The organism is Roseateles subflavus (assembly GCF_030285365.1).
GTDB classification, from domain to species: Bacteria; Pseudomonadota; Gammaproteobacteria; order Burkholderiales; family Burkholderiaceae_C; genus Roseateles_B; species Roseateles_B subflavus.
Map to the genome: position 1 here is coordinate 295,709 of NZ_JASVDS010000001.1, position 26,351 is coordinate 322,059.

Here is a 26,351-nt window from a genome sequence, read left to right on the forward strand (position 1 = left end):
AGCCCGCACGCCGTCGCCTCCGTCCGCCCGGTCCCTGAGCCGGCGGGCGATGGTGCTGAGCCTGGCCGCGCCGGGCCTCGTGCTGGCCCAGACCGTGCCTGCCGCCGTGCCGGCCATGGGGGCGGGTGCCGGCAGCGCGCCGCCGGACGCCTCGACCTCCACCTCGACCCCGACGCGCGTCGTGTACCCCGAGCACGAGTCCTTCCACGACCCGCAGCTGCCCTACATGCTGGACCTCCTGCGCCTGGTCCTGGCGCCGTCGCCGCGGCCCTACGAGGTCGTCGCCAGCGGCACGGCCATGACCCAGGGGCGCGGCTTGCGCGAGCTGGAGTTCGGCCGTGGTGACATCAACCTGCTGTGGAGCATGACCAGCCGGGAACGCGAGCGGACGCTGCTGCCCGTGCGCATCCCGCTGGATCGCGGCATCCTCGGCTGGCGGCTGCTGCTGGTGCGCGCCCGGGACCTCGACCGCTTCGCACGCATCCGGAGCCTCGACCCGCTGCGCCAGCTGCAGGCCGGCCAGATGCACGACTGGCCCGACACCGAGATCCTGCGCCACAACGGCCTGGCCGTGGGCACCGCCAGCATGTACGAGAAGCTCTTCCAGATGCTGGCGCGCGAACGCATCGACTACTTCCCGCGTTCGGTGATGGAGATCGAGAACGAGCTGCAGCGCTTCGGGCGCACGCTGGACCTGGCCGTCGCGCCGCGCCTGATGCTGCACTACCCCACGGCCAGCTACTTCTTCATCAGCCCGCGCTTCCCGCAACTGGCCGAGGACCTGCGCCAGGGCCTGGAGCGGGCCATCGCGGACCGCAGCTTCCAGGCGCTGTTCGCCCAGCACTTCCGGGCGCTGATGCAGCGCCTCGACATCCCGCGCCGCCTCGTGCTGCGGCTGGACAATCCGCTGCTGTCCCCCGAGACCCCGCTGCGGCGGCCCGAACTCTGGGCCGATCCGGCCACCCCCGTCTGATGAACCTCTTCGTCGCCCTGCGCTACCTGGTCGCCCTCGACGACCACAAGCATTTCGGCCGTGCCGCCCTGGCCTGCCACGTGACCCAGCCGGCGCTCTCCAACGCCCTGCGCGCGCTGGAGGAGCACTACGGCTGCGCCATCGTCAAGCGCGGCCGCAGCTTCGAGGGCTTCAGCGCCGAGGGGGAGCGCGTGCTGCAGAGCGCCCGGCGCGTGCTGCGCGAGCAGGAGCTGCTGGACCAGGACCTGAAGAGCCGGGCCGGCGCCCCGCAGGGCCACCTGCTGGTCGGCGCGGTGCCCACGGCCATGCCCATCGCGGCGCGCTTCGTGGCCCTGCTGCAGCGCCGCCATCCCGGCATCCTGCCCACGCTGCGCTCGATGAGCTCCATCGAGCTGGAGACCGGGCTCGACCAGCTCGCCCTGGACCTGGGCCTGGGCTACACCGAGCGCATGGCCGAGACCCGCGTGCCGCTGCGCCAGCTGCCGCAGTACACCGAGGCCTACTTCCTCGTCCGCCGCGCCGAGGTCCCCGGCCAGCGCGGCCTGCAGATGGGCCCGCCGCTGAGCTGGGCCGAGGCCGCGCACCTGCCCCTGTGCCTGCTGAGCCCCGAGATGCACAACCGCCGCATCATCGACCGCGCCTTCGCCGAGGCGCAGGTCCAGGTGACGCCCGCCATCGAGTCCAACTCCACGGTCACGCTGGTGACGGCGGTGCAGGCCGGCGGCGTGTGCAGCATCCTGCCCGGGGCCCTGCTCGGCACGGTGCTGGAGCAGGGCGGGCTGGAGGCGCAGCCGCTGGCCGCGCCCGAGGTGCGCATCCCCATCGCCTTCATGCTTCACAGCAGCAGCCGGCCCTCGCAGGCCCTGGAGGCGGCGCTGCTGCTGGCCGAGGACCCGGGCTGGCTGGCGCAGGCGGCTCAACACGCGGGCGATCTGCGGATCTGACGCCGCCGCGCACGCCCGGCGGCCCGCGCCGGGCTGCCAGGATGGCGCCCCCCCGGATGTTGCCGCCGCATGTCGTGTGCTCAGGGTGGACCCTGATTTCGCACGCTGATCGTCTCATCACGTAAAAGAATTGGACGCGTCCCCCTGGCGTGGCAACACTCGCCCCGCACCGCACGAGTGCGCACAACACGCAGGAGACACGCAGCATGTCCACGGTTCTGACCGGAGGCGCCCGCCCGCTGGGCGACACCTCCCCCGGCTTCCTCGACAAGGAACGCATCGTCGCCCCCCCGGGCTTCAACCGCTGGCTGGTGCCGCCCGCGGCCCTGGCCATCCACCTGTGCATCGGCATGGCCTACGGCTTCTCGGTGTTCTGGCTGCCGCTGTCCAAGGCCCTGGGCATCAAGGAGGCCGTGAAGTGCGGCCCTGAGATCGGCTTCTGGCAGGAGCTCTTCGTCACGAGCTGCGACTGGAAGGTCTCCACGCTCGGCTGGATGTACACCCTCTTCTTCGTGCTGCTGGGCAGCTCGGCCGCCATCTGGGGCGGCTGGCTGGAACGCGCCGGCCCGCGCAAGGCCGGCGTGGTGAGCGCCGTCTGCTGGTGCGGTGGCATGCTGATCTCGGCCCTCGGGGTGCACCTGCACCAGTTCTGGCTGATGCTGCTGGGCTCGGGCGTGATCGGAGGCATCGGGCTCGGCCTGGGCTACATCTCGCCGGTCTCGACCCTCATCAAGTGGTTCCCGGACCGCCGCGGCATGGCCACCGGCATGGCCATCATGGGCTTCGGCGGCGGCGCGATGATCGGTTCGCCCCTGGCCGCCGAGCTGATGAAGACCTTCGCCAGCCCGACGGACGTCGGCGTCGCCTCGACCTTCATCGTGATGGCCGCGGTCTATTTCGTCTTCATGATGGGCGGCGCGCTGTCCTACCGCGTGCCGGCCTCCGGCTGGAAGCCCGAGGGCTGGACCCCGCCGGTCGCGCAGACCAGCAACGCCATGATCACCCAGCGCCATGTGCACGTGAAGAAGGTGTGGGGCATCCCGCAGTTCTGGCTGGTGTGGATGGTGCTGTGCATGAACGTGTCCGCCGGCATCGGCGTGATCGGCATGGCCAGCCCGATGCTGCAGGAAGTCTTCGGCGGGGGCCTGATCGGCATCCAGCAGAAGTACGGCGAGCTCGACAAGGCCCAGCTGGCGGCCATCGCCAGCGTGGCGGCCGGCTTCACGGCGCTGCTGTCGCTGTTCAACATCGGCGGCCGCTTCTTCTGGGCCAGCCTCTCCGACAAGCTCGGCCGCAAGATGACCTACGTGGTCTTCTTCGTGCTCGGCGGCCTGCTCTACGCCAGCGTGCCGGGCAGTGCCGGTGCGGGCAACAAGCTGCTCTTCGTCGCCGCCTTCTGCGTGATCCTGTCGATGTACGGCGGCGGCTTCGCCACCGTGCCGGCCTACCTGGCCGACCTGTTCGGCACCCAGATGGTGGGCGCGATCCACGGCCGGCTGCTGACGGCCTGGGCCACGGCCGGCATCCTCGGCCCGGTGGTCGTGAACTACATGCGCGACTACCAGCTGGGCCTCGGCATTCCGCGCGAGCAGGTCTACAACCAGACCATGTTCATCCTGGTGGGCATGCTGGTGATCGGCCTGATCTGCAACCTGATGGTCCGCCCCGTGGCCGACAAGCACTTCATGACCGAGGCCGAGCTGGCCCAGGAGAAGCGCCTGGCCCACGAACGCGCCGCCGCCGCCGAGATCGGCCCGGGCACCATGACCTTCCACGGCACCTCGCCGCTGTGGGTCGTGCTGGCCTGGGCCGCGGTGGGCGTTCCCCTGGCCTGGGGCGTCTACAAGACGGTGCTGAGCGTCATGAAGTTCTTCGCCTGACCGGAAGGAAGCGCCGATGAGCCGCGTCTGGACCCCGGCCTTCTGGGCCGAACGCCTGCGCGGCGGCCACCTCGCGGTGCCGCCCCGCGCGCCCCTGCCGGCGCTCGTGAAGGCCGGCGTGGGTGGGGTGCTCGCCATCGCCGCCGTCGGGCTCCTGGCCGCCGCCAGCGGCCAGCCCTGGGTGCTGGGCAGCTTCGGCGCCAGCTGCGTGATGCTCTTCGGCTTCCCGGACCTGCCCTTCAGCCAGCCGCGCAACGTCGTCGGCGGGCACCTGCTGTGCAGCGCCATCGGCCTGCTCGTGCTGCAGCTGTGCGGGCCGCACTGGTGGGCGATGGGACTGGCGGCGGGGCTGGCCATCGCGGCGATGCTGGCGCTGCGCCTCCCGCACCCGCCGGCCGGGTCCAATCCGGTGATCGTGTTCCTGTCCCAGCCCGGCTGGGGCTTCCTGCTGTGGCCCACGCTGGCCGGTGCCCTGCTGCTGGTCGGCGTGGCGATCGTCTACAACAATCTCAGCAGGGACAATGCCTATCCGCGCTATTGGTAGCGCATCCTCTGCCTTGAACGCAGCCCCGGCTGCCGGATTCCTTGCCATGGATACCTCTGTGAACGACTCGCTGGCCGCCGTGCTGGCGGCCCACCCGCCGGCCCCCGGCGCCCTGCTGCCCCTGCTGCATGCGCTGCAGGACACGCTGGGCCATGTGCCGCCCGAGAGCGTGCCGGTGATCGCCGAGCACCTGAACCTGTCGCGTGCCGAGGTCCATGGCGTGGTCAGCTACTACCACTTCTTCCGCCAGGCGCCGGCCGGCCGCACGGTGCTGCAGGTCTGCCGCGCCGAGGCCTGCCAGTCCCGCGGTGCCGACCGCCTGCTGGCCCATGCCGAGCAGCGCCTGGGCTGCGCCTCGCACAGCACGCGCGCCGACGGCGCCGTGACCGTCGAACCCATCTACTGCCTCGGCCTGTGCGCCTCCTCGCCGGCCCTGATGCTCAACGAGCGCGTGCACGCGCGGATGACCGCCGCCAAGCTCGACGCCCTGCTGGAAAAGGAGGGGCTGTGATGTCCCCCGTGAAGGTTTTCATTCCCCGCGACGCGGCCGCGCTGGCCGTGGGCGCCGATGACGTCGCCGCCGCGCTGCTGGCCGAATGCCAGTGCCGCGGCCTGTCCCTCGAGCTGGTGCGCAACGGCTCGCGCGGCCTGTTGTGGCTGGAGACGCTGGTCGAGGTCCAGACGCCGCAAGGCCGCGTAGCCTACGGCCCCGTCGAGCCGGCCGACGTGCCCGGCCTGCTCGATGCCGGCCTGCTGAGCGGCGGCGCGCACCCGCTGTGCCACGGCCTCACCGAGCAGATCCCCTACCTCGCGCTGCAGGAGCGCCTGAGCTTCCGCCGCGTGGGCGTCACGGACCCGCTGTCCCTGGCCGACTACGAGGCCCACGAGGGCTGGGCGGGCCTGCGCAAGGCCCTGCAGCTGGACGGCGCCGGCATCGTGGCCGAGATCACCCACTCCGGCCTGCGCGGCCGCGGCGGGGCGGCCTTCCCGGCGGGCATCAAGTGGCGCACGGTGCTGCAGACCGAGGCCCGCCAGAAGTACATCGTCTGCAACGCCGACGAGGGCGACTCCGGCACCTTCGCCGACCGCATGGTGATGGAAGGCGACCCCTACATGCTGATCGAAGGCATGGCCATCGCCGGCCTGGCGGTGGGGGCCGACCGCGGCTATGTCTATGTCCGCTCGGAGTACCCGCACGCCATCGCCGCACTGAACGAGGCCATCGCCCGCGCCACGGCCGCCGGCTTCCTCGGCGCGAACCTGCTGGGCTCCGGCCGCGACTTCCACCTGGAGGTGCGCAAGGGCGCCGGCTCCTATGTCTGCGGCGAAGAGACCGCACTGCTGGAGAGCCTCGAGGGCAAGCGCGGCGTGGTGCGCGCCAAGCCGCCGCTGCCCGCGATCCAGGGGCTCTTCGGCCAGCCCACGGTCATCAACAACGTGCTGACCTTCGCCGCTGCACCGCTGATCCTGGCGCGCGGCGCGCAGTTCTACCGCGACCACGGCGTGGGCCGCTCGCACGGCACCCTGCCCTTCCAGCTGGCCGGCAACATCAAGCATGGCGGCCTGGTCGAGAAGGCCTTCGGCCTCACGCTGCGCGAGCTGCTCTACGGCTTCGGCGGCGGCACGGCCACCGGGCGGCCGATCAAGGCCGTGCAGGTGGGCGGCCCGCTGGGCGCCTACGTGCCCGAGTCGCAATGGGACGTGCCGCTGGACTACGAGGCCTATGCCGCCATGGGCGCCGTGCTGGGCCACGGCGGCATCGTCGTGCATGACGACACCGCCGACCTCTCGCAGCTCGCTCGCTACGCCATGGAGTTCTGCGCCATCGAGTCCTGCGGCAAGTGCACGCCCTGCCGCATCGGCTCCACGCGCGGCGTCGAGGTGATCGACCGCATCCGCCGCGATGAACAGCGCGAGCAGCAGGTCCACCTGCTGCGCGACCTCTGCGACACCCTGCTGCACGGCTCGCTGTGCGCCATGGGCGGCATGACGCCCTACCCGGTGCTGTCGGCCCTCAACCATTACCCGCAAGACTTTGGCCTGACGAGCACGCCAAAGCTGGACCAGACAGCCGCGCAGGAGGCATGACCATGAACCATTCCGAGATCGACTACGGCACGCCCCGCCGCGAATCCGAACGCGAAGTCACCCTCGAGATCGACGGCCACAGCGTCACCGTGCCCGCCGGCACCTCGCTGATGCGCGCGGCCACCGAGGCCGGCGTGATGGTGCCCAAGCTCTGCGCGACCGACAGCCTCGAGCCCTTCGGCTCCTGCCGGCTGTGCCTCGTGGAGATCGACGGCCGCAAGGGCTTCCCGGCCTCCTGCACCACGCCGGCCGAGGCCGGCATGAAGGTGAAGACGCAGAGCCCGAAGCTGCAGCAGCTGCGCAAGGGCGTGATGGAGCTCTACATCTCCGACCACCCGCTGGACTGCCTCACCTGCAGCGCCAACGGCAACTGCGAGCTGCAGACGCAGGCGGGCGTCGTGGGGCTGCGCGACGTGCGCTACGGCGTGGGCGAGAAGGCGGGTGCGCACCACTGCGACCTGCCCAAGGACGAGTCCAATCCCTACTTCACCTTCGACTCCAGCAAGTGCATCGTCTGCAACCGCTGCGTGCGCGCCTGCGAGGAGACGCAGGGCACCTTCGCGCTGACGATCTCGGGCCGCGGCTTCGAGGCCCGCGTCTCGCCGGGCCAGGACCAGCCCTTCATGGAGTCCGACTGCGTGTCCTGCGGCGCCTGCGTGCAGGCCTGCCCCACGGCCACGCTGCAGGAGAAGACCATCATCCAGATCGGCCAGCCCGAGCACAGGGTCATCACCACCTGCGCCTACTGCGGCGTGGGCTGCGCCTTCAAGGCCGAGATGAAGGGCAGCCAGGTCGTGAACATGGTGCCCTGGAAGGACGGCAAGGCCAACGAGGGCCACAGCTGCATCAAGGGCCGCTTCGCCTGGGGCTACGCCACGCACCCGGACCGCATCACCAAGCCCATGATCCGCGCGAGCATCCAGGACCCGTGGCAGGAGGTCAGCTGGGAAGTCGCGCTGAGCCACGCCGCCAGCGAGTTCCGCCGCATCCAGGAGAAGCACGGCCGTGACTCGATCGGCGGCATCACCTCCTCGCGCTGCACCAACGAGGAGACCTACCTCGTGCAGAAGCTGGTGCGCGCCGCCTTCGGCAACAACAACGTCGACACCTGCGCCCGCGTCTGCCACTCGCCCACGGGCTACGGCCTGGGCCAGACCCTCGGCACCTCGGCCGGCACGCAGACCTTCAAGTCTGTCGAGAAGGCCGACGTGGTCATGGTCATCGGCGCCAACCCGAGCGAGGCCCACCCGGTCTTCGGCTCTCGCCTGAAGAAGCGCCTGCGCGAAGGCGCGAAGCTGATCGTCGTGGACCCGCGCCGCATCGACCTCGTCAAGAGCCCGCACATCGAGGCGGCGCACCACCTGCAGCTCAAGCCTGGCACCAATGTGGCGGTGATCAGCGCGATGGCGCACGTCGTCGTGACCGAGGGCCTCGTCAACCAGGCCTATGTGGCCGAGCGCTGCGACCCCAAGAGCTACGCGCAGTGGAGCGAGTTCGTCTCGCGACCGGAGAACTCGCCCGAGGCGCTGGAGGCCGCCAGCGGCGTGCCGGCGGCCGAGGTGCGCGCCGCGGCACGGCTCTACGCGACCGGCGGCAACGCGGCCATCTACTACGGCCTGGGCGTGACCGAGCACAGCCAGGGCTCGACCATGGTGATGGGCATTGCCAATCTTGCGATGGCCACCGGCAACGTCGGCCGCGAGGGCGTGGGCGTGAACCCGCTGCGCGGCCAGAACAATGTGCAGGGCAGCTGCGACATGGGCAGCTTCCCGCACGAGCTGCCGGGCTACCGCCACATCAGCGACAGCACCGTGCGCGGCCAGTTCGAGGCCGCCTGGGGCGTGACGCTGAACCCCGAGCCGGGCCTGCGCATTCCCAACATGCTGGACGCCGCGCTCTCGGGCAGTTTCAAGGGCCTGTACTGCGAGGGCGAGGACATCGTGCAGTCCGACCCCAACACCCAGCACGTGGCCGCCGCCATGATGGCCATGGAGTGCGTGGTGGTGCAGGACATCTTCCTGAACGAGACCGCCAAGTACGCCCACGTCTTCCTGCCGGGCTCCAGCTTCCTCGAAAAGGACGGCACCTTCACCAACGCCGAGCGCCGCATCAGCCGCGTGCGCAAGGTCATGCCCCCGCTGGGTGGCTATGCCGACTGGGAGGTCACGCAGAAGCTGGCGCAGGCGCTGGGCTACCCGATGAACTACGCCAATCCCGAGGAGATCATGCGGGAGATCGCGGCGCTGACCCCGACCTTCGCCGGCGTGAGCTACGAGAAGATCGAACGCCTGGGCAGCGTGCAGTGGCCCTGCAACGGCAGCACCGAGGAAGCCGGCACGCCCATCATGCACGTCGGCAAGTTCGTGCGCGGCCAGGGCCGCTTCATCATCACCCAGTACGTGCCGACAGACGAGAAGGTGACGCGCAAGTTCCCGCTGCTGCTCACCACGGGCCGCATCCTGAGCCAGTACAACGTCGGCGCCCAGACGCGTCGCACCGAGAACAGCCAGTGGCACAGCGAGGACGTGCTGGAGATCCACCCGCACGACGCCGAGGAGCGCGGCATCGCCGACGGCGACTGGGCGGGCATCCAGAGCCGCGCGGGCGAGACCGTGCTGCGCGCCGTCGTCACCGAGCGCGTGCAGCCGGGCGTGGTCTACACGACCTTCCATTTCCCCGAGTCGGGTGCCAACGTCATCACGACGGACAACTCCGACTGGGCGACCAACTGCCCCGAGTACAAGGTGACCGCCGTGCAGGTCATGAAGGTGATGCAGGCGCAGCACCTCTCGCCGTGGCAGAAGGAGTTCAACCGCTTCGATGCGCTGCAGCAGGAGCTGCTGCACGCCGCGCAGCACCCCTCGTCTCCCGCGGAAGCCGTGCATGGCGGCAAGTGAGCCCCGGATGAAGCGCCCGCCCCTGTCTCCCGCGCCGGTCGCCCCCGACTTCTGCGAGGGCGCCCGCGCGCTGCCGGTGCGGCGCGTGCGCGGCGGCCACAGCTCGGAGCTGCTGGACTGGGTGGCCGATGAGGTCCCCGTGGCGCTGGAGTACAACGGCGTCAGCCACGCCGTGATGCTGGCCACGCCGCTGGACCTGGAGGATTTCGCGCTGGGCTTCTCGCTCAGCGAGGGCATCCTGCAGCGGCCGGATGAGCTGTATGGCGTCGAGGAGGTGCCGGGCGCGCAAGGCATCACGCTGAAGCTGGAGATCGCCAGCGGCGCCTTCGCCCGCCTGAAGGAGCGGCGGCGCACGCTGGCCGGCCGAACGGGCTGCGGCCTGTGCGGCACCGAGAGTCTCGCGCACGTGGCCCGGGACCTGCCGGCGCTGGCGCCCGTCACCGAGGGTCAGGTCTTGCGCCGCGAGGCCATCGCTCACGCCATGAGCCAGTTCTGCGAGCAGCAGACCCTGCAGCAGGCCACGGGCGCCGTGCATGCCGCGGCCTGGTGCTCGGCGGACGGCGAGCTTCGCTGGCTGCGCGAGGACGTCGGCCGCCACAACGCGCTGGACAAGCTCATCGGCGCCCTGGCCCGCATGGGCGTGAAGGCGGGCGAGGGCTTCATCGCCGTCACCAGCCGCGCCAGCTTCGAGATGGTGCAGAAGACGGCCATGGCCGGCGTGCCGCTGCTGGCGGCCGTCTCTGCGCCGACCAGCTTCGCCGTCACCACCGCCACCCAGGCCGGCATGACGCTCGTCGGCTTTGCCCGGGGGCAGGACCTGGTGGTCTACTGCCATCCCGAGCGCCTGGACCTCGGTGCCGCGCCTGCGGCGCTCGCGCCGTCCGGCGGCTCCACGGGCCCTGGCCCGACCCACTGAACGCCCGCATTCCCACACATCATGGACATCGAAAAACTCGTCCGCATGGCCAACCAGATCGGCACCTTCTTCGAGGCCATGCCCGACCACGCCGAGGCCGTCGAGGGCATTGCCCTGCACATCCAGAAGTTCTGGGAACCCCGCATGCGCCGCGAATTCCTCGGCGCCCTGGATGCCGGTCACGCCGAGACGGCGGCGCTGCGGCCGATCGTGAAGGAAGCGGTGCAGCGCCTTCACTGAGAACCGCACCGATGAGCGAAGGGCTCATCGATACGGCACAGTATCCCCGCCCGAACGGGTGGGGCCCACCGGCCCGGCGCGACTCACATGTCGATACATAATCAAAAGTTCATAGGGAGAACGACATGGAAACCCGCGCCGACACCGTCGCCAGCTTCATCAATTCCGCCAGCCAGTCCGACAGCCAGCTGCTTCGCAAGATCGAGGGCCTCGCCATCTCGGCGGACGCCAAGGCCGTCCTCGCGGACTTGCTGAAGCTCGCGAGCCGGGTCGGCGAACAGGTGCTGCGCATCGGACGTAAGGTCATCGACTTCGTGCTCTCGCTCATGAAGCACTTCCCCACGCTCACGTTCACCGCGCTGGTGGCCGTGGTCGTGGGCATGCTGCTGGCAGCCGTGCCTGTTCTCGGGGCGGTCCTCGGCCCGGCGTTGACACCCCTGGCTGCAGCGCTGGGCATCGCCTGGGGCGCGAAGGCCGAGCTGGACTCCCCGGATCTGGCGGAACGCGTGCGTGCCTTTGCAGCCGGCTTCTCCGGCCTGGCCGTCTGAGCCACCTCGGAGCCCGCCATGGCCGACCGTTTGACTCTGGACGACTTCGCGCACCTCGAGCAGATCATTGCGGAGCCGCTGCGCTTCAAGGCCAAGCTGGCCATCGGCGAGGACGCCTACACCTCCATGCGCATGGTCAACAAGGCGCGTGAGCTCTGGGACGTGCTCGGCGCGGCAGGGACGGGCGCTGCCGTGGCCAAGTCCTCCCTTGTCGCAGGGGCCTTCTTTGCGCCCTCGGGGCTGATGGGCGCGCTGGGCATCGGGGCGGCCGCCACGCCGGTGGGCTGGGTGGCCTTCGCGGCGCTGGCATCCGGTGGCGCCTGCTACGGCCTCTATCGCTGGCTCGGTGATGCCCGCGCCTCGCGGGTGATCGAGATTCCGCGATTTCTCAACACGCCCCTGGATGCCCTGGGACTGGCTCTCTTCGACCTCATCGCGCCCATTTCCCTGCGTCTCGCGGCGGTCGATGGTCAGGTCGAGGACGCCGAGCGGCAGGCCCTGCTGACGCACCTGGTCGAGGAATGGGGCATGGACTCGGCCTTCGTGGCGCAGGCCCTCACCCTCATCGAGCCGGCGGCCGCGACGGGCTCGCTGGACGACATGGCTCTGGAGCTCTCCAGGTTCCTGCACGCCAATCCGGACTGCAACCATGCGGCCGTGGCCAGGGACCTGGGCCTCTTCCTCCAGGAGATGCTGGAGGCGGCCGGCCCGCTGTCGGAACAAGAGCAGGCTGCGCTGCAGCGGACGTCATCGCTGATTGCCCAGGCGCCGCCCACGGCCTGGAGCGCGACCTGGCAGTCGGCCCGGGACGGCGCAGTGAAGGGTGCTCGCAAGGCTGGCAGCGCCGGCGCGGAAGCTGCGAGCATCGCCCGGCAGTGGACGCAGGAGCGGCTGCCGACGCAGACGGACATCACTGCTGCCGCGGACCGAACGATGACGCAGCTCAAGGTGCACACCGCCTCGGCATCGACATGGGCCAAGGACGCGCTCCAGGGCACGGATCAGGTGAAGGCCCAAGTGCAGAGCAAGGTCCGGTCGGCCGCCGACAGCCTGGGTGCGTGGGTCAAGCGCAAGAAAGCGCCGTGACCGGTCGCCGCAGACACTCAGGAAGAAGGGCGCCCTCCGAATGATCGCGACATCTGGCCGCAAAACTGTCCTGCCGGCCGCCGCCCGTCTCGCGCTCGTGCTGGCCGCGGTCGGCACCTGCAACGCCCAGCACCTGCCGCCTCCCAGCCGCACGGCCTACAAATGCGCGGTGAACGGCAAGGTCTCCTACTCGGATGCCCCTTGCGAGGGAGCCGAGCGGCTCCAGCTCGAACCGACCCGGGGTCTCAGCAAGTCCACCGGACAGGAACTCATCGGCCAGGATGTGCGACGCGAGCGGTTCAACGAGCAGCTGTACGGCGCGGTCAAGCCCGTCACGGGCAAGACGCCGCAGGAGATGGCCGTCCTGGAACGGCGCCTGCCCCTCAGCACCGAGGCACAGCAGCGATGCCAGTGGCTGGACCAGACGCTGCCGCAGTGGGAGGCTCGGGAACGATCGAGCATCGGGCAGGAGCGCAAGGCGATCCAGAAGCAGCTGCTTGAACTTCGGCAGCAGCAACGTTCGCTGCGCTGTTGAGGACCACTGGAGCGACCGCCGAGCCGGATCAGCCCCCCGCCGCCGGCGCGCACGTCGGCGACTCCATCGCCTCCTGGTAGGACTTGCCGGCACAGCGCTGCAGTCGGCGCAGGATGCGGGCGTTGGCGGCATCGTTCGGATGGCGTTCGAGCTGCCGGATCAGCTCGGGGAGCTCGTCAAAGCGCCCCTCGAGAAACGCGATGGTGCCGCTCACATAGGCATTCCAGTTGAAGCCGGCGGCGGCGGCACTGGCCGCCTCGTCGGCCGGCATCAGCGTCTGGCGCGCCTGTTCGATGCTTTGCGCAGAGCGGCCCAGCAGGGCCAGGTTCTGCGCCATGTGCCAGCGCACGGTGTTGATGCGCGACTGTTCGATGGCGATGAAGCGCTGCATCAGCTGCACCGCCTCGGCCCGGCAGCCCAGCGCATCGAGCTGGCGCCAGCCGCTGACCGGGTCCTGGTCGAAGCGCTGCCACGACAAGGCCGGCAACGCCCTGGCAGCGGCCTGGAACGCCGTGCTGCAGTCGACCGTCTCAGCGGCCCAGGCGCCCGGCGGGGCCGCCCACGCCAGGAGCGCCGCGAGGGCCGGTCGAAGCAGGCTTCGGGGTGAGTTCATGGGGTGTCGGTGCATGGGCAGGAATGTACCGGCAATCACCGAGTTCGCCCGTGACCCTGACGCGTTAGCGCCATCGTCTCGATGCGGCGGCCCGCGCCCGCCCCCCACCGCCTGCCGGCCCGTCATCCGCACGGAGCCCGGGGCCCGCCTGCCCCTACACTCCCGCCCCGGGGAGCGCACATGAAGAGGACACACCGGAAGATTGCGGGCGCGGCAGGGCTGGCCCTGTGCCTGGGCATCGGACTCGGGTACCGCGCCATGACCGATCCGGCGGCCGAGGGCCCCCGCGGCACGGCCGCAGCGCCCGCTCCGGCCTCGGCACCCCACCCCCCCACGCCAGCCGCCTCGGCGCCCGCGGTCGTCGTGCCCGCCTCGGGGGCCGGCGCCCCCGCCCTCGCGGCGGACGATCTCTTCGCGACGCTGTCTCCCCGTGCCCGGCGCATGGCCGCGGACTGGTGCGGCTACGGCGCCGCGGAGATCCTGAAGGACGCGCTGGCGCGGGAGGCCGCAGGCAAGGATGGCCACGCCGCGAACGACGGCGAGCCCCCCAGCGACGGCGAGCAGGTGATGGACGCCGCGCGGGCCCAGCGCCTGCAGGACTGGATCCGGACGCTGAAGGCCCGCAGCGATGTACGCTCCCAGGCCATCGGCGACTACCTCGCCGGCGACACCCCGAGCCGTGCCCATCTGCAGGACCTGGCGCGGCGCAGCACCGACCCCATGGTGACCGCCCTGGCCCTGGCGCGCCCCTGCAAGGCCGAGGGCTGCCGGATGGTCGATGCCGCGCAATGGGCGCGGCTGGAGCCCGACAACCTCATGGCCTGGCTGGCCCAGCTCAAGGATCGCGAGCCGCCGCCGGAGCAGCTGAGCTACCTGATCGAACGCATGGGCCGGGATGCCCGCCGCGCGGACGACTACAGCCTGACCCTGTCCCAGGCCGTGGCCTCGCTCGCCCAGGCCCGCACCCCCGGCCTGCTGCAGACGGCGGAATCCGAGCTGCTGAGCCAGCAGGTCATGCACTTGCCGCTGCTCACCCTCCGCCCCGTGCTGCAGGCCTGCACACCCGGGCAGACGCCCGCGGCGCCCGCCGGTGCCTGCGCGCACATCGCCGGGCTGCTGTGGGACATGCCACACCTGATGCACCGCGCCCTGGCGCTGGCCTTCGCCCGCCGGTCCGTGCCGGCTGACGATCCCCAGCGGGCGGAGTGGGCACGGCGCGGCGAGCGCTACGAGCTGCTCTCCGAGGCCCTGATGGACGCCAATGCCACCGCGTTCGAGCACATGCTGGACCAGAGCAGGCCGGACCTTTGCGGCGGCGCGGGCCGGCTGCACGAGTTGCTTCGCCAGGTGATGGGCACCGGCGAATGGGAGCGGGCCGCGCAGGCCTGGGCCGCGGCCAGCCAGCCCCAGGAGGCCCTGATCCAGCGGGCCCGCGAGAAGCGGGGCGGCAGCTCCATGATGGAGGAGCTGCCCTCGGTGGACCGGGCGGCCTCCGGGCCGAGGCGCTGAGCTCAGGCGTCGCGCCGGAGCTGCCCGCGCAGCCGGCTCAGGCTCACGGGCGTGATGCCCAGGTAGCTGGCGATGTGGTGGTGGGCCACCTGCGCCTCCAGCGTCGGCCAGCGACGGCGCAGCTGCTGCAGGCGCTCACGGGCGGACAGCGCGGCAAGGGCCCACTCGCGATCCGCCCGGCGCGTCAGCTCCTGGCGCAGGATGCGGTCGCCCCAGCGCTGCACGGCCGGGCTGGCCAGCATGCAACGCTCCAGCAGCGCCGCGTCGAAGACCAGCACGCGCGTGGACAGCAGCGCCTCGCAGTGGATGCGTGCGCCGCCGGCATCGGTGCGGGCGATGGCGGGTGTCAGGGCGGAGGGTCCGGGATGGAAGTCCAGCGTCACCGCGCGTCCCTCGCTGTCACCCACCCAGCTGCGAAGCAGGCCCTCGAGCACCACGCATTCCAGCGCGGGCGCGTCCCCCGGCCGCAGCAGCGCCTCGCCCGGCGCCAGCAGCCCCGCACGCATACCGGCCAGCAGGGGATGGAAGGGCTCGGGCGAGAAAGGCTCGGCCGGGTCCTGCAGGAGGTGCAGCGCGGCGAGCGCGGCCGGGAACTCGTCGGGGGCAAGAGGGCGCAGCGGCATGGTCGCGCAGTGTGCCTCAGGTGGCCGGCGGGCGGTCTTATCCGATGTTATTGAGGCCCCGGGGCACCCGCGCCAGCATGCGGCCCATCCCTTCACACTGGATCACCGCCATGCTCCCACCGACACCTGACGCCACGGCCGCGCCCCGACCCGCCCCCACCACGCCGCCGGTCGATCGCGGCGCGCTGGCCCGCCTGCTGCTGCCGCTGGCGGCGGCGCTGATGGGCGGCCTCGGCCTGCTCGCCGGCTGCACCGGCGTGCCGCCGACCGTCGCCGAGCGCGAGGACCTGCCCCGCGCCCACCTGGACGGGCACTGGGTGCATACCGAGGCCTTCGGTGCAGAGGACCGGCCGGTCGTGCTGGTGCTGCACGGCGGCTCGGGCGCCGACTACCGCTACCTGCTCGGCCTGCAGGCGCTGTCCGACGACTACCGGGTCGTGTTCTACGACCAGCTGGGCAGCGGGCTGACCGAGCGCGTGCCGGCCGCGGACATCACCGTGGCGCGCTTCCTGGCCGAGCTGCACGCCGTGGTCGAGCACCATGCGCCCGGCCGTCCCGTGCATCTGCTGGGCCATTCCTGGGGCGCGATGCTGGCCACGGCCTATGCGGGCGCGCATCCCGAGCGCGTGCGCAGCCTCGTGCTGGCCGAGCCCGGCTTTCTCGAGCAGGACAGCCTGCGGGAGCTCGACGCGCTCGGCGGCGGCTGGCCCGGCTGGCGGGGGGTGCTGGGGGTGAGCCAGGCCTGGCTGGGCCAGTGGTTCGTCCGCACCGACGGCGATGCGCACGCCCGCCAGGACTGGATGGCCCAGCGCCTGCTGCCGCTCTTCCAGGCGCCGGCCTCCCTGTGCCACGGGCAGCTGCCGGCGCTGCAGGGCTGGCGAGGCGGCCATGCCGTGTTCCGGGCCACCGTCGCCCGCATGGGCGAGGACCCGGCCTTCGCCGCCAGCCTGGACTTCACGCAGGGGCTCGCCGCCTACACCGGCCCGGTGCTGTTCGTCCGCGGCGCCTGCAACCAGGCCCAGGGCGAGGCGCACCAGCGGCGCATGATGGCGCGCTTTGCGCCCGCGTCACGGGCAGGGCTGGCCACCCTCGAGGGCGCCGGCCACTTCATGTTCAACGACCAGCCGGCGGCCAGCCTGGCCGTCGTGCGACGCTTCCTCGGCAGCCCCTGCCGGGCGGGCAGCGGAGCAGATTTGGTAACGTGCGCCCCATGAGCCAAGAAATTCCCACCGTCCAGCTGACCGCCGAAGAACGCGACCACCTCTGGTACATGCCGCAGCAGCCCGGCGGCCGCATCGTGCCCGAGCCCATCCAGCAGCGCCTGCAGGACCTCGGCCTCGTGACGGCGCCCCTGGCCAACGGGCAGCGCGGCATCACCGTCCTGGGTGACAAGGTCCGCCGCGGGGTGATCTGAGGCCGTCCCTCAGCGGTCCGACACCCACAGCCCCCGGGGCCGCCACCACATGACGCCGGTCATCGCCAGCGCGATCAGCAGCTGGCGCAGGATGGGGGCGTCCAGGTGGCCGTCGGTGAGCTGCTGCAGCGGCCCTGCGGCATGCCGGAGCACCTCGGGCAGGGCCGAGAGCAGCACTGCGCCCAGGATCACGCCCGGCACATGCCCGCTGCCACCGAGCACGACCATGCCCACGATCAGCACGGACTCCTGCAGGCTGAACGATTCCGGCGAGATGAATCCCTGAAGCGCGGCGAACATCACGCCCGCCACCCCGCCGAAGCTGGCCCCGACGGCGAAGGCGCAGAGCTTCAGCCACCGCGTGTCCAGGCCCATGGCCCGCGCCGCCGTCTCATCCTCGCGCAGCGCCATCCAGGCCCGGCCCAGACGCGACTGCCCGAGGCGGCTGCTCACCACCACGCCCGTCGCCACCAGGGCCAGCAGCACGTAGGCGTAGAGCGTGACCGGCGCCAGCGTCAGGGGGCCGACCGTCAGCGCCTGCCCCAGCCCGTGGCCCAGGAGCTGCAGATCGTCGATGGGGCTGATGCCGCGCGCGCCATTGGTCAGGTTGACCGGGTGACCGAGGTTGTTGATGAACAGGCGGACGATCTCGCCGAACGCCAGCGTCACCACCGCCAGGTAGTCGCCCCGCAGGCGCAGCGTGGGGGCGCCCAGCAGCATTCCGGCGCCGGCGGCCAAGAGCGCGGCCAGCGGCAGCACCAGCCACCAGGGGGCGTGCAGCCCGCCGGGAAAGGCCGCCCGCAGGCTGGTGAACTGCTCCGTCAGGTGCGGCGAGGCCAGCAGCGCGAAGCCGTAGGCCCCGATGGCATAGAAGGCGACGTAACCCAGGTCCAGCAGGCCCGCATAGCCGACGACGATGTTCAGCCCGAGCGCCAGGAGGACGTACAGCAGCGCCTGGTCCAGCGCACGGACGGGTGCCTGGCCCAGCTGCTGCGCCAGCAGTGGCAGCGCCAGCAGCGCGATCGCCAGGCCGGCGCGGCGCAGGCGCTGCCGGCCGGCGCCTGATTCGATCGGGTCGCCTCGATTCATGGTGTGTTCCCGCCCCGGTGGACGCACCCGCCCGGGGTGCTGACGCCGCAGCGTAGCAGGCCCGCCCGGGCGATGCGCGGCCGGGGCCCCCGCCGCGGGCGATCGCCGCATCACCGCACCAGTCCCGGCGCCGGCAGGACGCCTGCCCGGGAGGCGCGGATGGCCACGCTCTTGTGCTGTCGGGCGTTCGACGACCGGCCCTTGCCGGGGATGCGCCATGCCAGGAGATCCACAGCCGCCATGCCGCGGGGCGCCAGCGCGCGCCGCGGACGAGACGGCCTTTCCCGTCGCGCGGCCCGACGCTCAGCGCCGGGCCCGGCGGGCGCTGAGGAAGCCCTCGCCGGTGACGTGACGCCGCCTCAGGCCGGCGGGTCGTCCGGCAGCAGCTCCAGCTCCTCATCACCGAGACGGTCCCGGCGACCGGTCGGTCGCCAGCCCAGGTGCCGGTAGAAGCCATGGGAGCGCACGGCCGGGTCGCTGGCGCAGCCGAGGAACAGCCGCGCGTGCCCGCGTGCCCGCAGGTCGGCCACCAGCCGGCTCAGCAGCGTGGCGCCCACGCCCCGGCCCTCGAAGTCCGGCAGCAGCGCCAGCACGACGACCTCGCCGGTGCGGACATCGCCGAAGGCATACCCCGCCATCTGCGCGCCGTGCCAGGCCACATGCCCCACGAGTTCGCCCTCGCGCACCTGCGCCGACCACGACGCCACCGTGATGCCCAGCGCGGCCAGCCGCTGCGGCGAGACGGCGTTCTCGCGCGTCCGGCCGCGCAGGTCCACGCAGGCAGCAATGTCGTCAGGCAGCGCAAGTCGGTAGTCGATGTCCATGGCCGGCATTGTGCAGGGGACCCGGCCTGCCGGCGCGGTTCCCCGCCTGGCCGCTAGCGGGCGGCCGATCCCGCCGGTGCGGGCGCAGCCGCCTTGGCCGCCAGGCGCTCGGCGCTGCACAGCACCCGCGAGGCCTGGGCCCGGTAGCGGCTCATGCTTTGCAGCTCCATCGCCTCGCGCCGGCGGTCCAGGGACTCCGGCTCGTCGATGGCGAAGGGCTCCCACTGCCCCGGCCCCTGGCAGCCGCCCTGCGTGCCGTAGGACTGGCGCCCCTTCGTGGCCATGGCCACGCGGTCACGCAGATAGGCCAGATCGCTGAGGTTGACCTCGCCGCGCGGCAGCAGCGCCTCCATCAGCGCCAGCGCCTCTTGCTGCCAGGCCGGGTCGTGGTCGGCATGCTGCACCAGCAGCCAGGCGGACTGCGCCCCCGCTGCGCCGACCTCGGAGCGCAAGGGCCAGCCATGGGCCTTCACCCACTGGCGGAAGACATCGGTCAGCTGCCGGCGTTCAGCCTGCGTGGCCGGCCCCTCGGGCTGGCCCATCATGGCCTGGTCCTGGTCGCGCCAGGCCTGCAGCTGGGCCTGGGCGTTCGCCGGCGCCGCCTGCGCCGCCCCGAGCCCGGTGCCCAGTGCAAGCGCCAGCGCCGCCAGCGCCCGCAGCCGGAACCGGCTCGCCGGCCTCATGCCTGGGCCCCGAACTCGGAGGCTGGCTCGGCCACGGTGACGTCATTGCGGACCAGCTCGAAGCCGTAGGCCTTCACGTCCTGCTGGACGAGATCCCAGGCCGCGTCGCGGGCGGCATTGAACGACAGGCGCGGCGAGCGCTGCGGGCCGGCGAAGCGCGGGTCGCCCGAGAGCAGGAACTGCGCCATGGTGTCGCTCAGCGGCACCTCCGGGCAATGCTCCTCCAGCCACAGGAACTGGCCCTGCTGGTTCACCTCGAGGAACACCGCCCGGCCGTCGACATCGACGATGAGGTCGATGCTGCCGAAGCACAGCCCGAGGCCGTGGATCAGGTCGATGCACTGCTGGCGCAGCTTCGGCTCCAGCGTGACGGGGCGCATGGGCACCTCGCCGCCGAGCACGCGCCAGTCCAGGCGCGAGCGGTCCGCGAACTGCGAATCCAGCTGCAGCGCCGTCACGTGCGTGCCCATGACCACGACGCGCAGTTCGTGGGACTTGTCGACGCGGCGCTGGAAGATGCCGGGGCAGGAACGCAGGATGGCGTCGCCGGGCAGATCGGCCTCGCCCACCGAAGCGGTGAAATTGGTGGCCTGGCCGGCGTCGCTGTCCCAGACCGAGAAGTAGAGGGACTTGAACACGACCTCGCCTTCGTGACGGCGAATGAAGGCACGGACCTCGTCCGGATCGTTGCTGATCAGCGTCGGCGGGCAGGCCAGCCCCAGGGCCAGCGCCTGGCGCAGCTGCAGCATCTTGGAGCGCTCGACCACGTCGGCCTGGTGGAACGGGTTCACGGGCAGGCCGGCGCGCTGAGACAGCCGGGCCATGGCGTCGTCCGTGATGCGCTGGGTGGACTTCAGCGCCATGCCGAGGTCGGCGGGATGCAGCGCCGGTGACAGCGTGGGCAGCCCCTGGCGGCGGTACCAGAAGGCCCCGATGCGGGACTCCTCGAAGGGCAGCGGCGCGCCATGCACGCTCAGGTGGCTCGCGGCGCGGCCCTGCGCGTCGATCTGGAAGGAGAGCGTGTCCCCCAGCGGGTAGGCCGAGGGATACCAGCGCTGGACGCGGGCGCCATGCTGCTCCAGTGCCAGGGATACCGTGCCCGCATGGATGTCATCGGGCACCGTGGAAATCAGGACGTCGAGATTCATGATGTCAGGGGGCATGGCCGCGCGAAGACCGCGGGCCATGCCCTTGAGGCTTTACTTGGCCACGTCGCAGTCGCTGCCGCTGCAGGTCTCGCCCTTCGGGGGAACGTGACCGCCAGCCACGTGCTGCAGCTCTTCGGTGCTCAGCTCGACAGCCAGCTTGCGGGCCAGAACGCGTTCGGCTTGCACGGCCACGGGGGCCGGGGTCTTGATTTCTTGAGTCATGGGGTTCTCCAATGTTTGAAAAGCCCGGCTCCCTCGCCGGGCGGCGCGAGTCTTGCACAGGAGCTGACCCGTTATTGGATGCGCAAAGTCACCCCTGTAAGACCTTACATCCAACGTCTTTGGGATGGACGGTCGGCACCCGCCGACGCCGCGAGGGCGGGGGCCTCAGACGCCGTACTGCCGGCGCAGCGCCTCCACCCGGCCCTGCCGACGGAGCTGCTCCAGCCCCTCCTGCAGCGCCTGGGCGAGCGGTTTCGCGCCGGGGACCACGCCGAACCAGTAGGCACCGTCGCCGTCGAGCTCCTGGACGGGCCGCAGCGCGTCGCTGGCCAGGCCCTGCTGGCGGGCGGCCCAGGCCGCAGCGAGTTCGTTCATGGCCATGAAGTCGGCCCGCCCCGCCACCAGCATGCGCACCGCAGTGGCGTAGTTGGCCGAGACCTGCAGCTGCGCGGCCGGCACCCGGAACTCCTCCAGCAGCTTGCGGTGCGTGGCGGTGCCCTTGTTCACCACGACCTGCGCGCCGCCGAGGCGCGACCAGCCCTTGAACTCGAGGTCCTGGCGCTGGGCGAGGCGGTAGAGCATCACGCGGCGGCGCAGGACCGGGCCGATCCACTGGTACATCTCCTCGCGCTCGGGCAGGCGCACCAGCGGGAAGGCGACGACGCTCGGGCCCAGCATGGCGGACTGCTGCAGGCGCAGGAAGGGCTGGATCTCGACGACGGCCGGCAGGCCCAGCTGGGCGGCCATCTCGCGGAACAAGTCGACGAAGAGGCCCTGCACGCGCCCGCCCTCTTCATAGCTCAGCGGCGGCAAGGAGTGGGCATAGCCCAGGAGCGGGTCCAGGCCCGGCCCCGGGGATGCCCAGGCCGGCAGGTTCCCGGCGCCGGCGAGCAGCAGCGTCTGCAGGCAGGCGCGGCGGGTCGGAGGCCGTGTCGGCGGGCGGTGGACGCACATGGCTCCATGATGGCGCCCGAGCCTGCCTGAAGCTGACGGCGGGGCCCGTCGAGGCGGATTTCCGTGACTTGTCACCGCTGCCGGCCGGCGGCCGGGCCCGCCGCCGCCCCTTGGCGCCGGGCGCTTCGCTTGACATGGCTCAAGCCGATTTCCCTTGCCGCGGCGCCGGCCTGCGCTGCGCGGCACAATGGCCGCCATGTCCGAACGTGTGATCCCCCTGCTGGACCAGCGCCAGCGTTCCCCGGTGCCGCCGCTGCCGGCCGGGATCGCCCTGCCCGCGCCCGGCGCCGCCCTGCTGGACGCCCGCGGGCGCCCCCTGCGCGACCTGCGCATCTCCGTGACGGACCGCTGCAACTTCCGCTGCAGCTACTGCATGCCGAAGGAGGTCTTCGACCACTACCACCCCTTCCTGTCGCACGGGGAGCTGCTGAGCTTCGAGGAGATCACCCGGCTGGCGGGCGTCTTCGTGCGCCTGGGGGTGCAGAAGCTGCGGCTGACGGGCGGCGAGCCGCTGCTGCGCAAGCATGTGGAGCGGCTCGTCGAGTTGCTGGCGCCGCTGCGGACGCCCGAGGGCCAGGCGCTGGACCTCACGCTGACGACCAACGGCTCGCTGCTCGCCCGCAAGGCCCGCGCCCTGAAGGACGCCGGCCTGCGCCGCGTCACCGTGAGCCTGGATGCGCTGGACGACGCCGTCTTCCAGCGCATGAACGATGTCGGCTTCCCGGTGGGCGAGGTGCTGGCCGGCATCGAGGCCGCGCAGGCCGTGGGCCTCGGGCCCATCAAGGTCAACATGGTGGTCAAGCGCGGCACCAACGAGGACCAGATCGTTCCGCTCGCCCGGCATTTCCGGGGCACGGGCGTGGTCCTGCGCTTCATCGAGTACATGGACGTCGGCGCGAGCAACGGCTGGCGCATGGACGAGGTCCTGCCCTCCGCCGACGTGCTGGCGCGGCTGCGCGAACACTGGGATCTGGTGCCGCTCTCGGCCAGCGCGCCGGGCGAGACCGCCGAGCGCTGGGGCTATGCCGACGGCTCGGGCGAGATCGGCCTGATCTCCAGCGTCACGCAGGCCTTCTGCGGCGACTGCAACCGCGCACGGCTCTCGACCGAGGGGCAGCTCTACACCTGCCTCTTCGCCAGCGGCGGTCACGACCTGCGCTCGCTGCTGCGCGGCGAGCGCGGGCAGCCCCAGCTCGACGACGACGCCCTGGCCGCCACGCTGGCCGGCCTGTGGAACCGGCGCGCGGACCGCTACTCCGAGCTGCGCTCGCAGCTCTCGGCCGAGCCGGGGAGCGGGCAGCGGCGGATCGAGATGCACTACATCGGCGGGTGATGGGCGCCCCCCCTACCGGCTTCGCCGGCCCCCTCAGGGGGCACGGCCGCAGGACCGGCAGAGCCGGATCCTCGGCCGTCGTGCCTGTGGGCCTGCTGGCGCGGCCCGGGCGGGTGGCGTCGGTTGGCGGTTGGCCCGTCCCGGACCCACACGGCCTGAGTTGGGTCGGCAAAGCCGGATCCTCGGCCGTCGCGCCTGAGAACCCACGGACGTGGCCCGACGGCGGCGCGGACGTGGACGGGCGATTCGCATTGAACAGCTTCGGCCGCTCCAGGACCGAGCCGCTGCCGGGCGCGCGGCTTGCCGGCTGCGGCGGCCTCTGACGGACCGCGAGACCGCCATGTCGCCTTCTCCTCCCGAGCATTTCCAGGAAGCCCTCACGGGCTGGTTCACGCGGCCGGTGCGGCGCCGGGCGCTGCTGTTCACGGCATTGAGCTTCGTGGTGCCCTGGTTGCTGGGCGTCTGGATCAAGCAGGGGCAGCAGCCCGGGCTGCACAACGACGCGGAACGCCAGCAGCTGCTGGTGGACTACATGGTGATGGGCGCCATCCTCTTCAGCCTGAGCATGGTGCTGACCTGGCTGATCGGCACGTGGATCCTGGCGGTGATGAAGGGGCGGCAGGTGCTGGGGGACGATTTCCCCGAGGCGTCCCACCGCCCGAGCCCGGCCGATGACCGGCCGCGACGCCGTGGTTGAGCCGCGGGCGCCACGCCCCGCGCCCACGCCGGCTCAGATCACTGGGCTGATCCTGGCCGGCGGCGAAGGCCGGCGCATGGGTGGGCAGGACAAGGGCCTGCTGCCGCTGCAGGGGCGCCCGCTGGCGGCCCACGCCCTGGAACGGCTGGCGCCGCAGGTGGCGTCCGTGCTGATCAGCGCCAACCGGCATGCCGAGGCCTATGCGGCACTGGGCGCGCCGGTGCTGGCCGACGATCCCCCCGGTTTTCTGGGCCCGCTGGCCGGGCTGCTGACGGGCCTGCGGGCGGCCGGCACGGACTGGCTGCTGTGCGTGCCCTGCGACAGCCCCGCCGTGGTGCCGGACCTCGCCGGGCGCCTGGCTGCGGCACTCGAGGCGGCACCGGCAGCGCTTGTGGCGCTGGTCGAGGGGCCCGACGAGGAGCGCGGCGGCTGGCGGCTGCATCCCGCCTTCGCGCTGATGCACCGTTCGCTGGCGGCACCGCTGGCGGCGGCGCTGGCAGGCGGCGAACGGCGGCTGGGCCAGTGGCTCACAAGCCAGCCGCACGCCCGCGTGCGCTTCGATCGCGATGCGGACGCGCTCATGCTGGCCAATGCCAACACCCCCGAGGCGCTGGCCACCCTCGAGGCCCGCTGGCGCGCCCGCGCCGGATGAGCGACGGGCCCCGCGGGGCCCGTCCGTCGTCAGGCCGGCCTGGCGACTACTTCAGGCTCAGCGTGACCCCCGAGAACGCCGCGTAGGCATACAGCCCCACGTAGACGACATCGCCCGCGGCCACGGACAGCGTGCAGGTCTCGGCCGTGGTGCTGCCCCAGGAGCGGCAGCCGTAGCTGCTGGTGGTGGGCGCGGCGCCCTTGCGCAGGTAGAGGTCCGCATCGCCGCTGCCGCCGCCACTGGTGAAGGTGACGCTGCTCACGCCGGCCGGCACGGTGTAGGCATAGCTCAGCCAGGTGCCCTTGGCCGCCGCGAGATTGGTCTTGGGGAAGCCGCTGCCGGTGCCCGTCACGCTCACGCTGGCGGACTTGCTCGCGCTGGCGCCCTTGTCGTCGGTGACCGTCAGGCTGACGGTGTAGCTGCCGGCGGCCGCGTAGGTGCGAGCCGGCTGCAGGCCGCTGCCGGTGCTGCCGTCACCGAAGTTCCAGGCGTAGCTGACGATGCTGCCGTCGGCGTCGCTCGAGCCCGCGCCGGAGAAGGTGCAGGTCAGGCCCGTGCAGCTGCTGGTGAAGCTGGCCACGGGCGGCGTGTTGGTGCCGCCGCCGCTGTCGCCGTTCGGGACCTGGTTGTTGAAGTGCGTCGCCACCTGGGGCCAGATTTTGCTGATCTTCACGCCCTGGTTGGTGCAGCCGCCGAAGTGGTGCAGGGCCAGGGCCTTGTGGCTGCTGCCGGCGATCACCGGCGAGCCGGACGAGCCGCCCTCGGTGTCGCAGTAGTAGGCCACGTCGGTGCCCGTGCCGTTGCCGTTTGCGTTGGCGTTGGCGTTGTTGATCTTGCAGTTGCCGCCGCCGTCCTGGTCGCTCGTGACGGCCAGCTGCTTGGGGCTGCCGCCCCCGTGCTGGGCGATGTAGATGGCCTCGTTGAGCACCGGGTCACGCACTTCCAGGCCGAGGTAGCCGAAGCTGGCCACATTGGCGAAGTTGTTGATCGTGAAGAGCGTGTAGTCCAGCGTGGCGTCGGTCTTGAGCAGCGTGCCGCCGGTCACCTTGGTCACCGTGGCGAGCGTGCTGCCGCCGCAGGTGGTGTACTGGTAGTTGAACCAGACCTCGGTGTTGGTGAGCGTCGACTGGTCTGCAAAGCAGTGGTTGTTGGTGAACAGGCGGTTGTCCGGGCCCACGCGCCAGCCGGTGCACAGGCTGCTGCCCGCCATCAGCAGGCGCGCCACGGGGCGGGTGCGGTCCACCTGCGAAGGGTAGGTGCTGGCGAAGCACGCGGGCGCCTTGCGCTCGTCGCTCCCGCAGACGGACAGCGTCGTGCGTTGCGCCTCGGCCGCGGCGGCCATGCGACCGGCGTGGAACTGGTCGATGCGCAGGGCGTTCGACGCGCCCCAGGCCACGCCCGCCGGCAGCACCAGCGTCACCGTGGCGCTCTCGCCGAAGACGGAGAGTGCCGCGAAGCGCGTCACCCCGTCCTCGCCCTGGCTGCGGTCGAAGGTGCGGTTGGCGGCCGAGGCCTCGGGCAGGGCGTCATAGCGGTGCACTTCCTTGCCGTCGGCCGAGGCGACCAGCACATGCGCGCCGGCCGGCAGCCGGAAATCGGCGAAGTGCACCTTGACGAAATCCGCGCCGGCCGCGCGGACCTGCTGGCTCACGCGGCGTTCGCGGGTGCCGAGGGCCTGGCGCGGATCGACGCTGAAGCGCAGGTCCGCGGCGACGGGCTGCGCCACGGTCACGGGCTTGGGAAGGGCCGGGGCGCCGGGGCCGCCGGACTGGGCCGGCGCAAGCACCGGCAGGGCGGCGAGCAGGCCGGCGACGAGAAGGCGTGTCAGGGTCATGGTGTCCTCGATGCGTTGAAGTGGACGGGATGAGGTACAGCGGGGCCATGATCGCGAAGGCCCCCGCCTTGCGTAGCTGCAAGTCCTGACAGTCCCGCGCCGGCC

27 protein-coding genes are annotated in these 26,351 nt (G+C 71.8%); 18 read left to right on the forward strand and 9 right to left on the reverse strand.

Annotation, left to right across the window (positions count from 1 at the left end):
- The first annotated feature begins 49 nt into the window (after positions 1-49).
- The 12 genes from QRD43_RS01290 (at position 50) to QRD43_RS01345 (ending at position 12,651) form a co-directional block, all read left to right on the forward strand.
- Positions 50-973 (forward strand): hypothetical protein, encoded by a 924-nt coding sequence (locus QRD43_RS01290; protein ID WP_285980658.1) that lies wholly within the window; start codon positions 50-52, stop codon positions 971-973.
- On the forward strand, positions 973-1,917 hold the full coding sequence (locus tag QRD43_RS01295) for a LysR substrate-binding domain-containing protein (protein ID WP_285980659.1): 945 nt from the start codon (positions 973-975) through the stop codon (positions 1,915-1,917). Before QRD43_RS01290 ends, QRD43_RS01295 begins: the two co-directional genes overlap by 1 nt.
- Positions 1,918-2,123: 206 nt before the next feature.
- Positions 2,124-3,797 (forward strand): OFA family MFS transporter, encoded by a 1,674-nt coding sequence (locus QRD43_RS01300; protein ID WP_285980660.1) that lies wholly within the window; start codon positions 2,124-2,126, stop codon positions 3,795-3,797.
- A 16-nt stretch (positions 3,798-3,813) separates the two neighbouring features.
- Positions 3,814-4,341, forward strand: a complete 528-nt coding sequence (locus tag QRD43_RS01305) for an HPP family protein (protein ID WP_285980661.1) — start codon at positions 3,814-3,816, stop codon at positions 4,339-4,341.
- Positions 4,342-4,387: 46 nt separating this feature from the next.
- Positions 4,388-4,852 carry a formate dehydrogenase subunit gamma gene (locus QRD43_RS01310; protein WP_285980662.1) on the forward strand — a complete coding sequence of 155 codons (465 nt, stop codon included), beginning with the start codon at positions 4,388-4,390 and terminating at the stop codon, positions 4,850-4,852.
- Positions 4,852-6,429 carry a formate dehydrogenase beta subunit gene (locus QRD43_RS01315; protein ID WP_285980663.1) on the forward strand — a complete coding sequence of 526 codons (1,578 nt, stop codon included), beginning with the start codon at positions 4,852-4,854 and terminating at the stop codon, positions 6,427-6,429. Before QRD43_RS01310 ends, QRD43_RS01315 begins: the two co-directional genes overlap by 1 nt.
- 2 nt (positions 6,430-6,431) lie before the next feature.
- Positions 6,432-9,326: a formate dehydrogenase subunit alpha gene (fdhF, locus tag QRD43_RS01320; RefSeq protein ID WP_434063816.1), complete on the forward strand. Its 2,895-nt coding sequence runs from the start codon at positions 6,432-6,434 to the stop codon at positions 9,324-9,326.
- A 7-nt stretch (positions 9,327-9,333) separates the two neighbouring features.
- On the forward strand, positions 9,334-10,242 hold the full coding sequence (fdhD, locus tag QRD43_RS01325; RefSeq protein WP_285980665.1) for a formate dehydrogenase accessory sulfurtransferase FdhD: 909 nt from the start codon (positions 9,334-9,336) through the stop codon (positions 10,240-10,242).
- 21 nt (positions 10,243-10,263) lie between these two features.
- Entirely contained in the window at positions 10,264-10,482 is a 219-nt protein-coding gene (locus tag QRD43_RS01330; RefSeq protein WP_285980666.1) for a formate dehydrogenase subunit delta, read from the forward strand.
- Between the two features lie 125 nt (positions 10,483-10,607).
- Complete coding sequence (locus QRD43_RS01335) at positions 10,608-11,030, forward strand: hypothetical protein (RefSeq protein ID WP_285980667.1); 423 nt, start codon at positions 10,608-10,610, stop codon at positions 11,028-11,030.
- An 18-nt stretch (positions 11,031-11,048) separates the two neighbouring features.
- The gene (locus tag QRD43_RS01340) at positions 11,049-12,116 is read left to right on the forward strand and encodes a TerB family tellurite resistance protein (RefSeq protein WP_285980668.1); all 1,068 of its coding nucleotides are present in this window, start codon (positions 11,049-11,051) and stop codon (positions 12,114-12,116) included.
- A gap of 40 nt (positions 12,117-12,156) precedes the next feature.
- On the forward strand, positions 12,157-12,651 hold the full coding sequence (locus QRD43_RS01345) for a hypothetical protein (protein WP_285980669.1): 495 nt from the start codon (positions 12,157-12,159) through the stop codon (positions 12,649-12,651).
- Between the two features lie 28 nt (positions 12,652-12,679).
- Here the strand turns inward: QRD43_RS01345 and QRD43_RS01350 are convergent, their stop codons facing one another.
- Complete coding sequence (locus QRD43_RS01350; protein ID WP_285980670.1) at positions 12,680-13,264, reverse strand: hypothetical protein; 585 nt, start codon at positions 13,262-13,264, stop codon at positions 12,680-12,682.
- A gap of 180 nt (positions 13,265-13,444) precedes the next feature.
- Here QRD43_RS01350 and QRD43_RS01355 point away from each other — a divergent pair, with 180 nt between their 5' ends.
- The gene (locus tag QRD43_RS01355) at positions 13,445-14,773 is read left to right on the forward strand and encodes a hypothetical protein (protein WP_285980671.1); all 1,329 of its coding nucleotides are present in this window, start codon (positions 13,445-13,447) and stop codon (positions 14,771-14,773) included.
- A 2-nt stretch (positions 14,774-14,775) separates the two neighbouring features.
- Here the strand turns inward: QRD43_RS01355 and QRD43_RS01360 are convergent, their stop codons facing one another.
- On the reverse strand, positions 14,776-15,396 hold the full coding sequence (locus tag QRD43_RS01360; RefSeq protein ID WP_285980672.1) for a Crp/Fnr family transcriptional regulator: 621 nt from the start codon (positions 15,394-15,396) through the stop codon (positions 14,776-14,778).
- A gap of 110 nt (positions 15,397-15,506) precedes the next feature.
- Here QRD43_RS01360 and QRD43_RS01365 point away from each other — a divergent pair, with 110 nt between their 5' ends.
- Positions 15,507-16,610, forward strand: a complete 1,104-nt coding sequence (locus QRD43_RS01365; RefSeq protein WP_285980673.1) for an alpha/beta fold hydrolase — start codon at positions 15,507-15,509, stop codon at positions 16,608-16,610.
- Positions 16,607-16,810 (forward strand): hypothetical protein, encoded by a 204-nt coding sequence (locus QRD43_RS01370; protein ID WP_285980674.1) that lies wholly within the window; start codon positions 16,607-16,609, stop codon positions 16,808-16,810. Before QRD43_RS01365 ends, QRD43_RS01370 begins: the two co-directional genes overlap by 4 nt.
- Before the next feature lie 9 nt (positions 16,811-16,819).
- Here QRD43_RS01370 and QRD43_RS01375 read toward each other — a convergent pair whose 3' ends face one another.
- The 6 genes from QRD43_RS01375 to QRD43_RS01400 all read right to left on the reverse strand — a co-directional run bounded on the left by QRD43_RS01375 (position 16,820) and on the right by QRD43_RS01400 (position 21,730).
- Positions 16,820-17,899 carry a branched-chain amino acid ABC transporter permease gene (locus QRD43_RS01375; RefSeq protein ID WP_285980675.1) on the reverse strand — a complete coding sequence of 360 codons (1,080 nt, stop codon included), beginning with the start codon at positions 17,897-17,899 and terminating at the stop codon, positions 16,820-16,822.
- A gap of 359 nt (positions 17,900-18,258) precedes the next feature.
- Positions 18,259-18,723: a GNAT family N-acetyltransferase gene (locus QRD43_RS01380; RefSeq protein WP_285980676.1), complete on the reverse strand. Its 465-nt coding sequence runs from the start codon at positions 18,721-18,723 to the stop codon at positions 18,259-18,261.
- A 53-nt stretch (positions 18,724-18,776) separates the two neighbouring features.
- Positions 18,777-19,406 carry a DUF6624 domain-containing protein gene (locus QRD43_RS01385; protein ID WP_285980677.1) on the reverse strand — a complete coding sequence of 210 codons (630 nt, stop codon included), beginning with the start codon at positions 19,404-19,406 and terminating at the stop codon, positions 18,777-18,779.
- Positions 19,403-20,569, reverse strand: a complete 1,167-nt coding sequence (locus tag QRD43_RS01390; RefSeq protein ID WP_285980678.1) for an MvdC/MvdD family ATP grasp protein — start codon at positions 20,567-20,569, stop codon at positions 19,403-19,405. The genes QRD43_RS01385 and QRD43_RS01390 overlap by 4 nt, the downstream gene beginning before the upstream one ends.
- A 36-nt stretch (positions 20,570-20,605) precedes the next feature.
- A complete protein-coding gene (locus QRD43_RS01395; RefSeq protein WP_285980679.1) occupies positions 20,606-20,776 on the reverse strand; it encodes a hypothetical protein in 171 nt (56 codons plus the stop codon).
- A gap of 165 nt (positions 20,777-20,941) precedes the next feature.
- A complete protein-coding gene (locus QRD43_RS01400) occupies positions 20,942-21,730 on the reverse strand; it encodes a substrate-binding periplasmic protein (RefSeq protein WP_285980680.1) in 789 nt (262 codons plus the stop codon).
- 196 nt (positions 21,731-21,926) lie between these two features.
- Here QRD43_RS01400 and moaA point away from each other — a divergent pair, with 196 nt between their 5' ends.
- The 3 genes from moaA to mobA all read left to right on the forward strand — a co-directional run bounded on the left by moaA (position 21,927) and on the right by mobA (position 24,412).
- Positions 21,927-23,063: a GTP 3',8-cyclase MoaA gene (gene moaA / locus QRD43_RS01405; protein ID WP_285980681.1), complete on the forward strand. Its 1,137-nt coding sequence runs from the start codon at positions 21,927-21,929 to the stop codon at positions 23,061-23,063.
- A 340-nt stretch (positions 23,064-23,403) separates the two neighbouring features.
- Complete coding sequence (locus QRD43_RS01410; protein WP_285980682.1) at positions 23,404-23,760, forward strand: hypothetical protein; 357 nt, start codon at positions 23,404-23,406, stop codon at positions 23,758-23,760.
- A complete protein-coding gene (mobA, locus tag QRD43_RS01415) occupies positions 23,735-24,412 on the forward strand; it encodes a molybdenum cofactor guanylyltransferase MobA (RefSeq protein WP_285980683.1) in 678 nt (225 codons plus the stop codon). Before QRD43_RS01410 ends, mobA begins: the two co-directional genes overlap by 26 nt.
- A 46-nt stretch (positions 24,413-24,458) precedes the next feature.
- On the opposite strand, the gene QRD43_RS01420 is transcribed toward mobA, so the two are convergent.
- Entirely contained in the window at positions 24,459-26,246 is a 1,788-nt protein-coding gene (locus QRD43_RS01420; RefSeq protein ID WP_285980684.1) for a PKD domain-containing protein, read from the reverse strand.
- Positions 26,247-26,351: the final 105 nt, after the last annotated feature.

Bases quoted from the DNA above. Each gene is read 5' to 3' on its own strand.
- QRD43_RS01290 (WP_285980658.1), top strand. From the start codon at position 50: ATGGTGCTGAGCCTGGCCGCGCCGGGCCTCGTGCTGGCCCAGACCGTG.
- QRD43_RS01295 (WP_285980659.1), top strand. From the start codon at position 973: ATGAACCTCTTCGTCGCCCTGCGCTACCTGGTCGCCCTCGACGACCAC.
- QRD43_RS01300 (WP_285980660.1), top strand. From the start codon at position 2,124: ATGTCCACGGTTCTGACCGGAGGCGCCCGCCCGCTGGGCGACACCTCC.
- QRD43_RS01305 (WP_285980661.1), top strand. From the start codon at position 3,814: ATGAGCCGCGTCTGGACCCCGGCCTTCTGGGCCGAACGCCTGCGCGGC.
- QRD43_RS01310 (WP_285980662.1), top strand. From the start codon at position 4,388: ATGGATACCTCTGTGAACGACTCGCTGGCCGCCGTGCTGGCGGCCCAC.
- QRD43_RS01315 (WP_285980663.1), top strand. From the start codon at position 4,852: ATGTCCCCCGTGAAGGTTTTCATTCCCCGCGACGCGGCCGCGCTGGCC.
- fdhF (WP_434063816.1), top strand. From the start codon at position 6,432: ATGAACCATTCCGAGATCGACTACGGCACGCCCCGCCGCGAATCCGAA.
- fdhD (WP_285980665.1), top strand. From the start codon at position 9,334: ATGAAGCGCCCGCCCCTGTCTCCCGCGCCGGTCGCCCCCGACTTCTGC.
- QRD43_RS01330 (WP_285980666.1), top strand. From the start codon at position 10,264: ATGGACATCGAAAAACTCGTCCGCATGGCCAACCAGATCGGCACCTTC.
- QRD43_RS01335 (WP_285980667.1), top strand. From the start codon at position 10,608: ATGGAAACCCGCGCCGACACCGTCGCCAGCTTCATCAATTCCGCCAGC.
- QRD43_RS01340 (WP_285980668.1), top strand. From the start codon at position 11,049: ATGGCCGACCGTTTGACTCTGGACGACTTCGCGCACCTCGAGCAGATC.
- QRD43_RS01345 (WP_285980669.1), top strand. From the start codon at position 12,157: ATGATCGCGACATCTGGCCGCAAAACTGTCCTGCCGGCCGCCGCCCGT.
- QRD43_RS01350 (WP_285980670.1), bottom strand. From the start codon at position 13,264: ATGAACTCACCCCGAAGCCTGCTTCGACCGGCCCTCGCGGCGCTCCTG.
- QRD43_RS01355 (WP_285980671.1), top strand. From the start codon at position 13,445: ATGAAGAGGACACACCGGAAGATTGCGGGCGCGGCAGGGCTGGCCCTG.
- QRD43_RS01360 (WP_285980672.1), bottom strand. From the start codon at position 15,396: ATGCCGCTGCGCCCTCTTGCCCCCGACGAGTTCCCGGCCGCGCTCGCC.
- QRD43_RS01365 (WP_285980673.1), top strand. From the start codon at position 15,507: ATGCTCCCACCGACACCTGACGCCACGGCCGCGCCCCGACCCGCCCCC.
- QRD43_RS01370 (WP_285980674.1), top strand. From the start codon at position 16,607: ATGAGCCAAGAAATTCCCACCGTCCAGCTGACCGCCGAAGAACGCGAC.
- QRD43_RS01375 (WP_285980675.1), bottom strand. From the start codon at position 17,899: ATGAATCGAGGCGACCCGATCGAATCAGGCGCCGGCCGGCAGCGCCTG.
- QRD43_RS01380 (WP_285980676.1), bottom strand. From the start codon at position 18,723: ATGGACATCGACTACCGACTTGCGCTGCCTGACGACATTGCTGCCTGC.
- QRD43_RS01385 (WP_285980677.1), bottom strand. From the start codon at position 19,406: ATGAGGCCGGCGAGCCGGTTCCGGCTGCGGGCGCTGGCGGCGCTGGCG.
- QRD43_RS01390 (WP_285980678.1), bottom strand. From the start codon at position 20,569: ATGCCCCCTGACATCATGAATCTCGACGTCCTGATTTCCACGGTGCCC.
- QRD43_RS01395 (WP_285980679.1), bottom strand. From the start codon at position 20,776: ATGACTCAAGAAATCAAGACCCCGGCCCCCGTGGCCGTGCAAGCCGAA.
- QRD43_RS01400 (WP_285980680.1), bottom strand. From the start codon at position 21,730: ATGTGCGTCCACCGCCCGCCGACACGGCCTCCGACCCGCCGCGCCTGC.
- moaA (WP_285980681.1), top strand. From the start codon at position 21,927: ATGTCCGAACGTGTGATCCCCCTGCTGGACCAGCGCCAGCGTTCCCCG.
- QRD43_RS01410 (WP_285980682.1), top strand. From the start codon at position 23,404: ATGTCGCCTTCTCCTCCCGAGCATTTCCAGGAAGCCCTCACGGGCTGG.
- mobA (WP_285980683.1), top strand. From the start codon at position 23,735: ATGACCGGCCGCGACGCCGTGGTTGAGCCGCGGGCGCCACGCCCCGCG.
- QRD43_RS01420 (WP_285980684.1), bottom strand. From the start codon at position 26,246: ATGACCCTGACACGCCTTCTCGTCGCCGGCCTGCTCGCCGCCCTGCCG.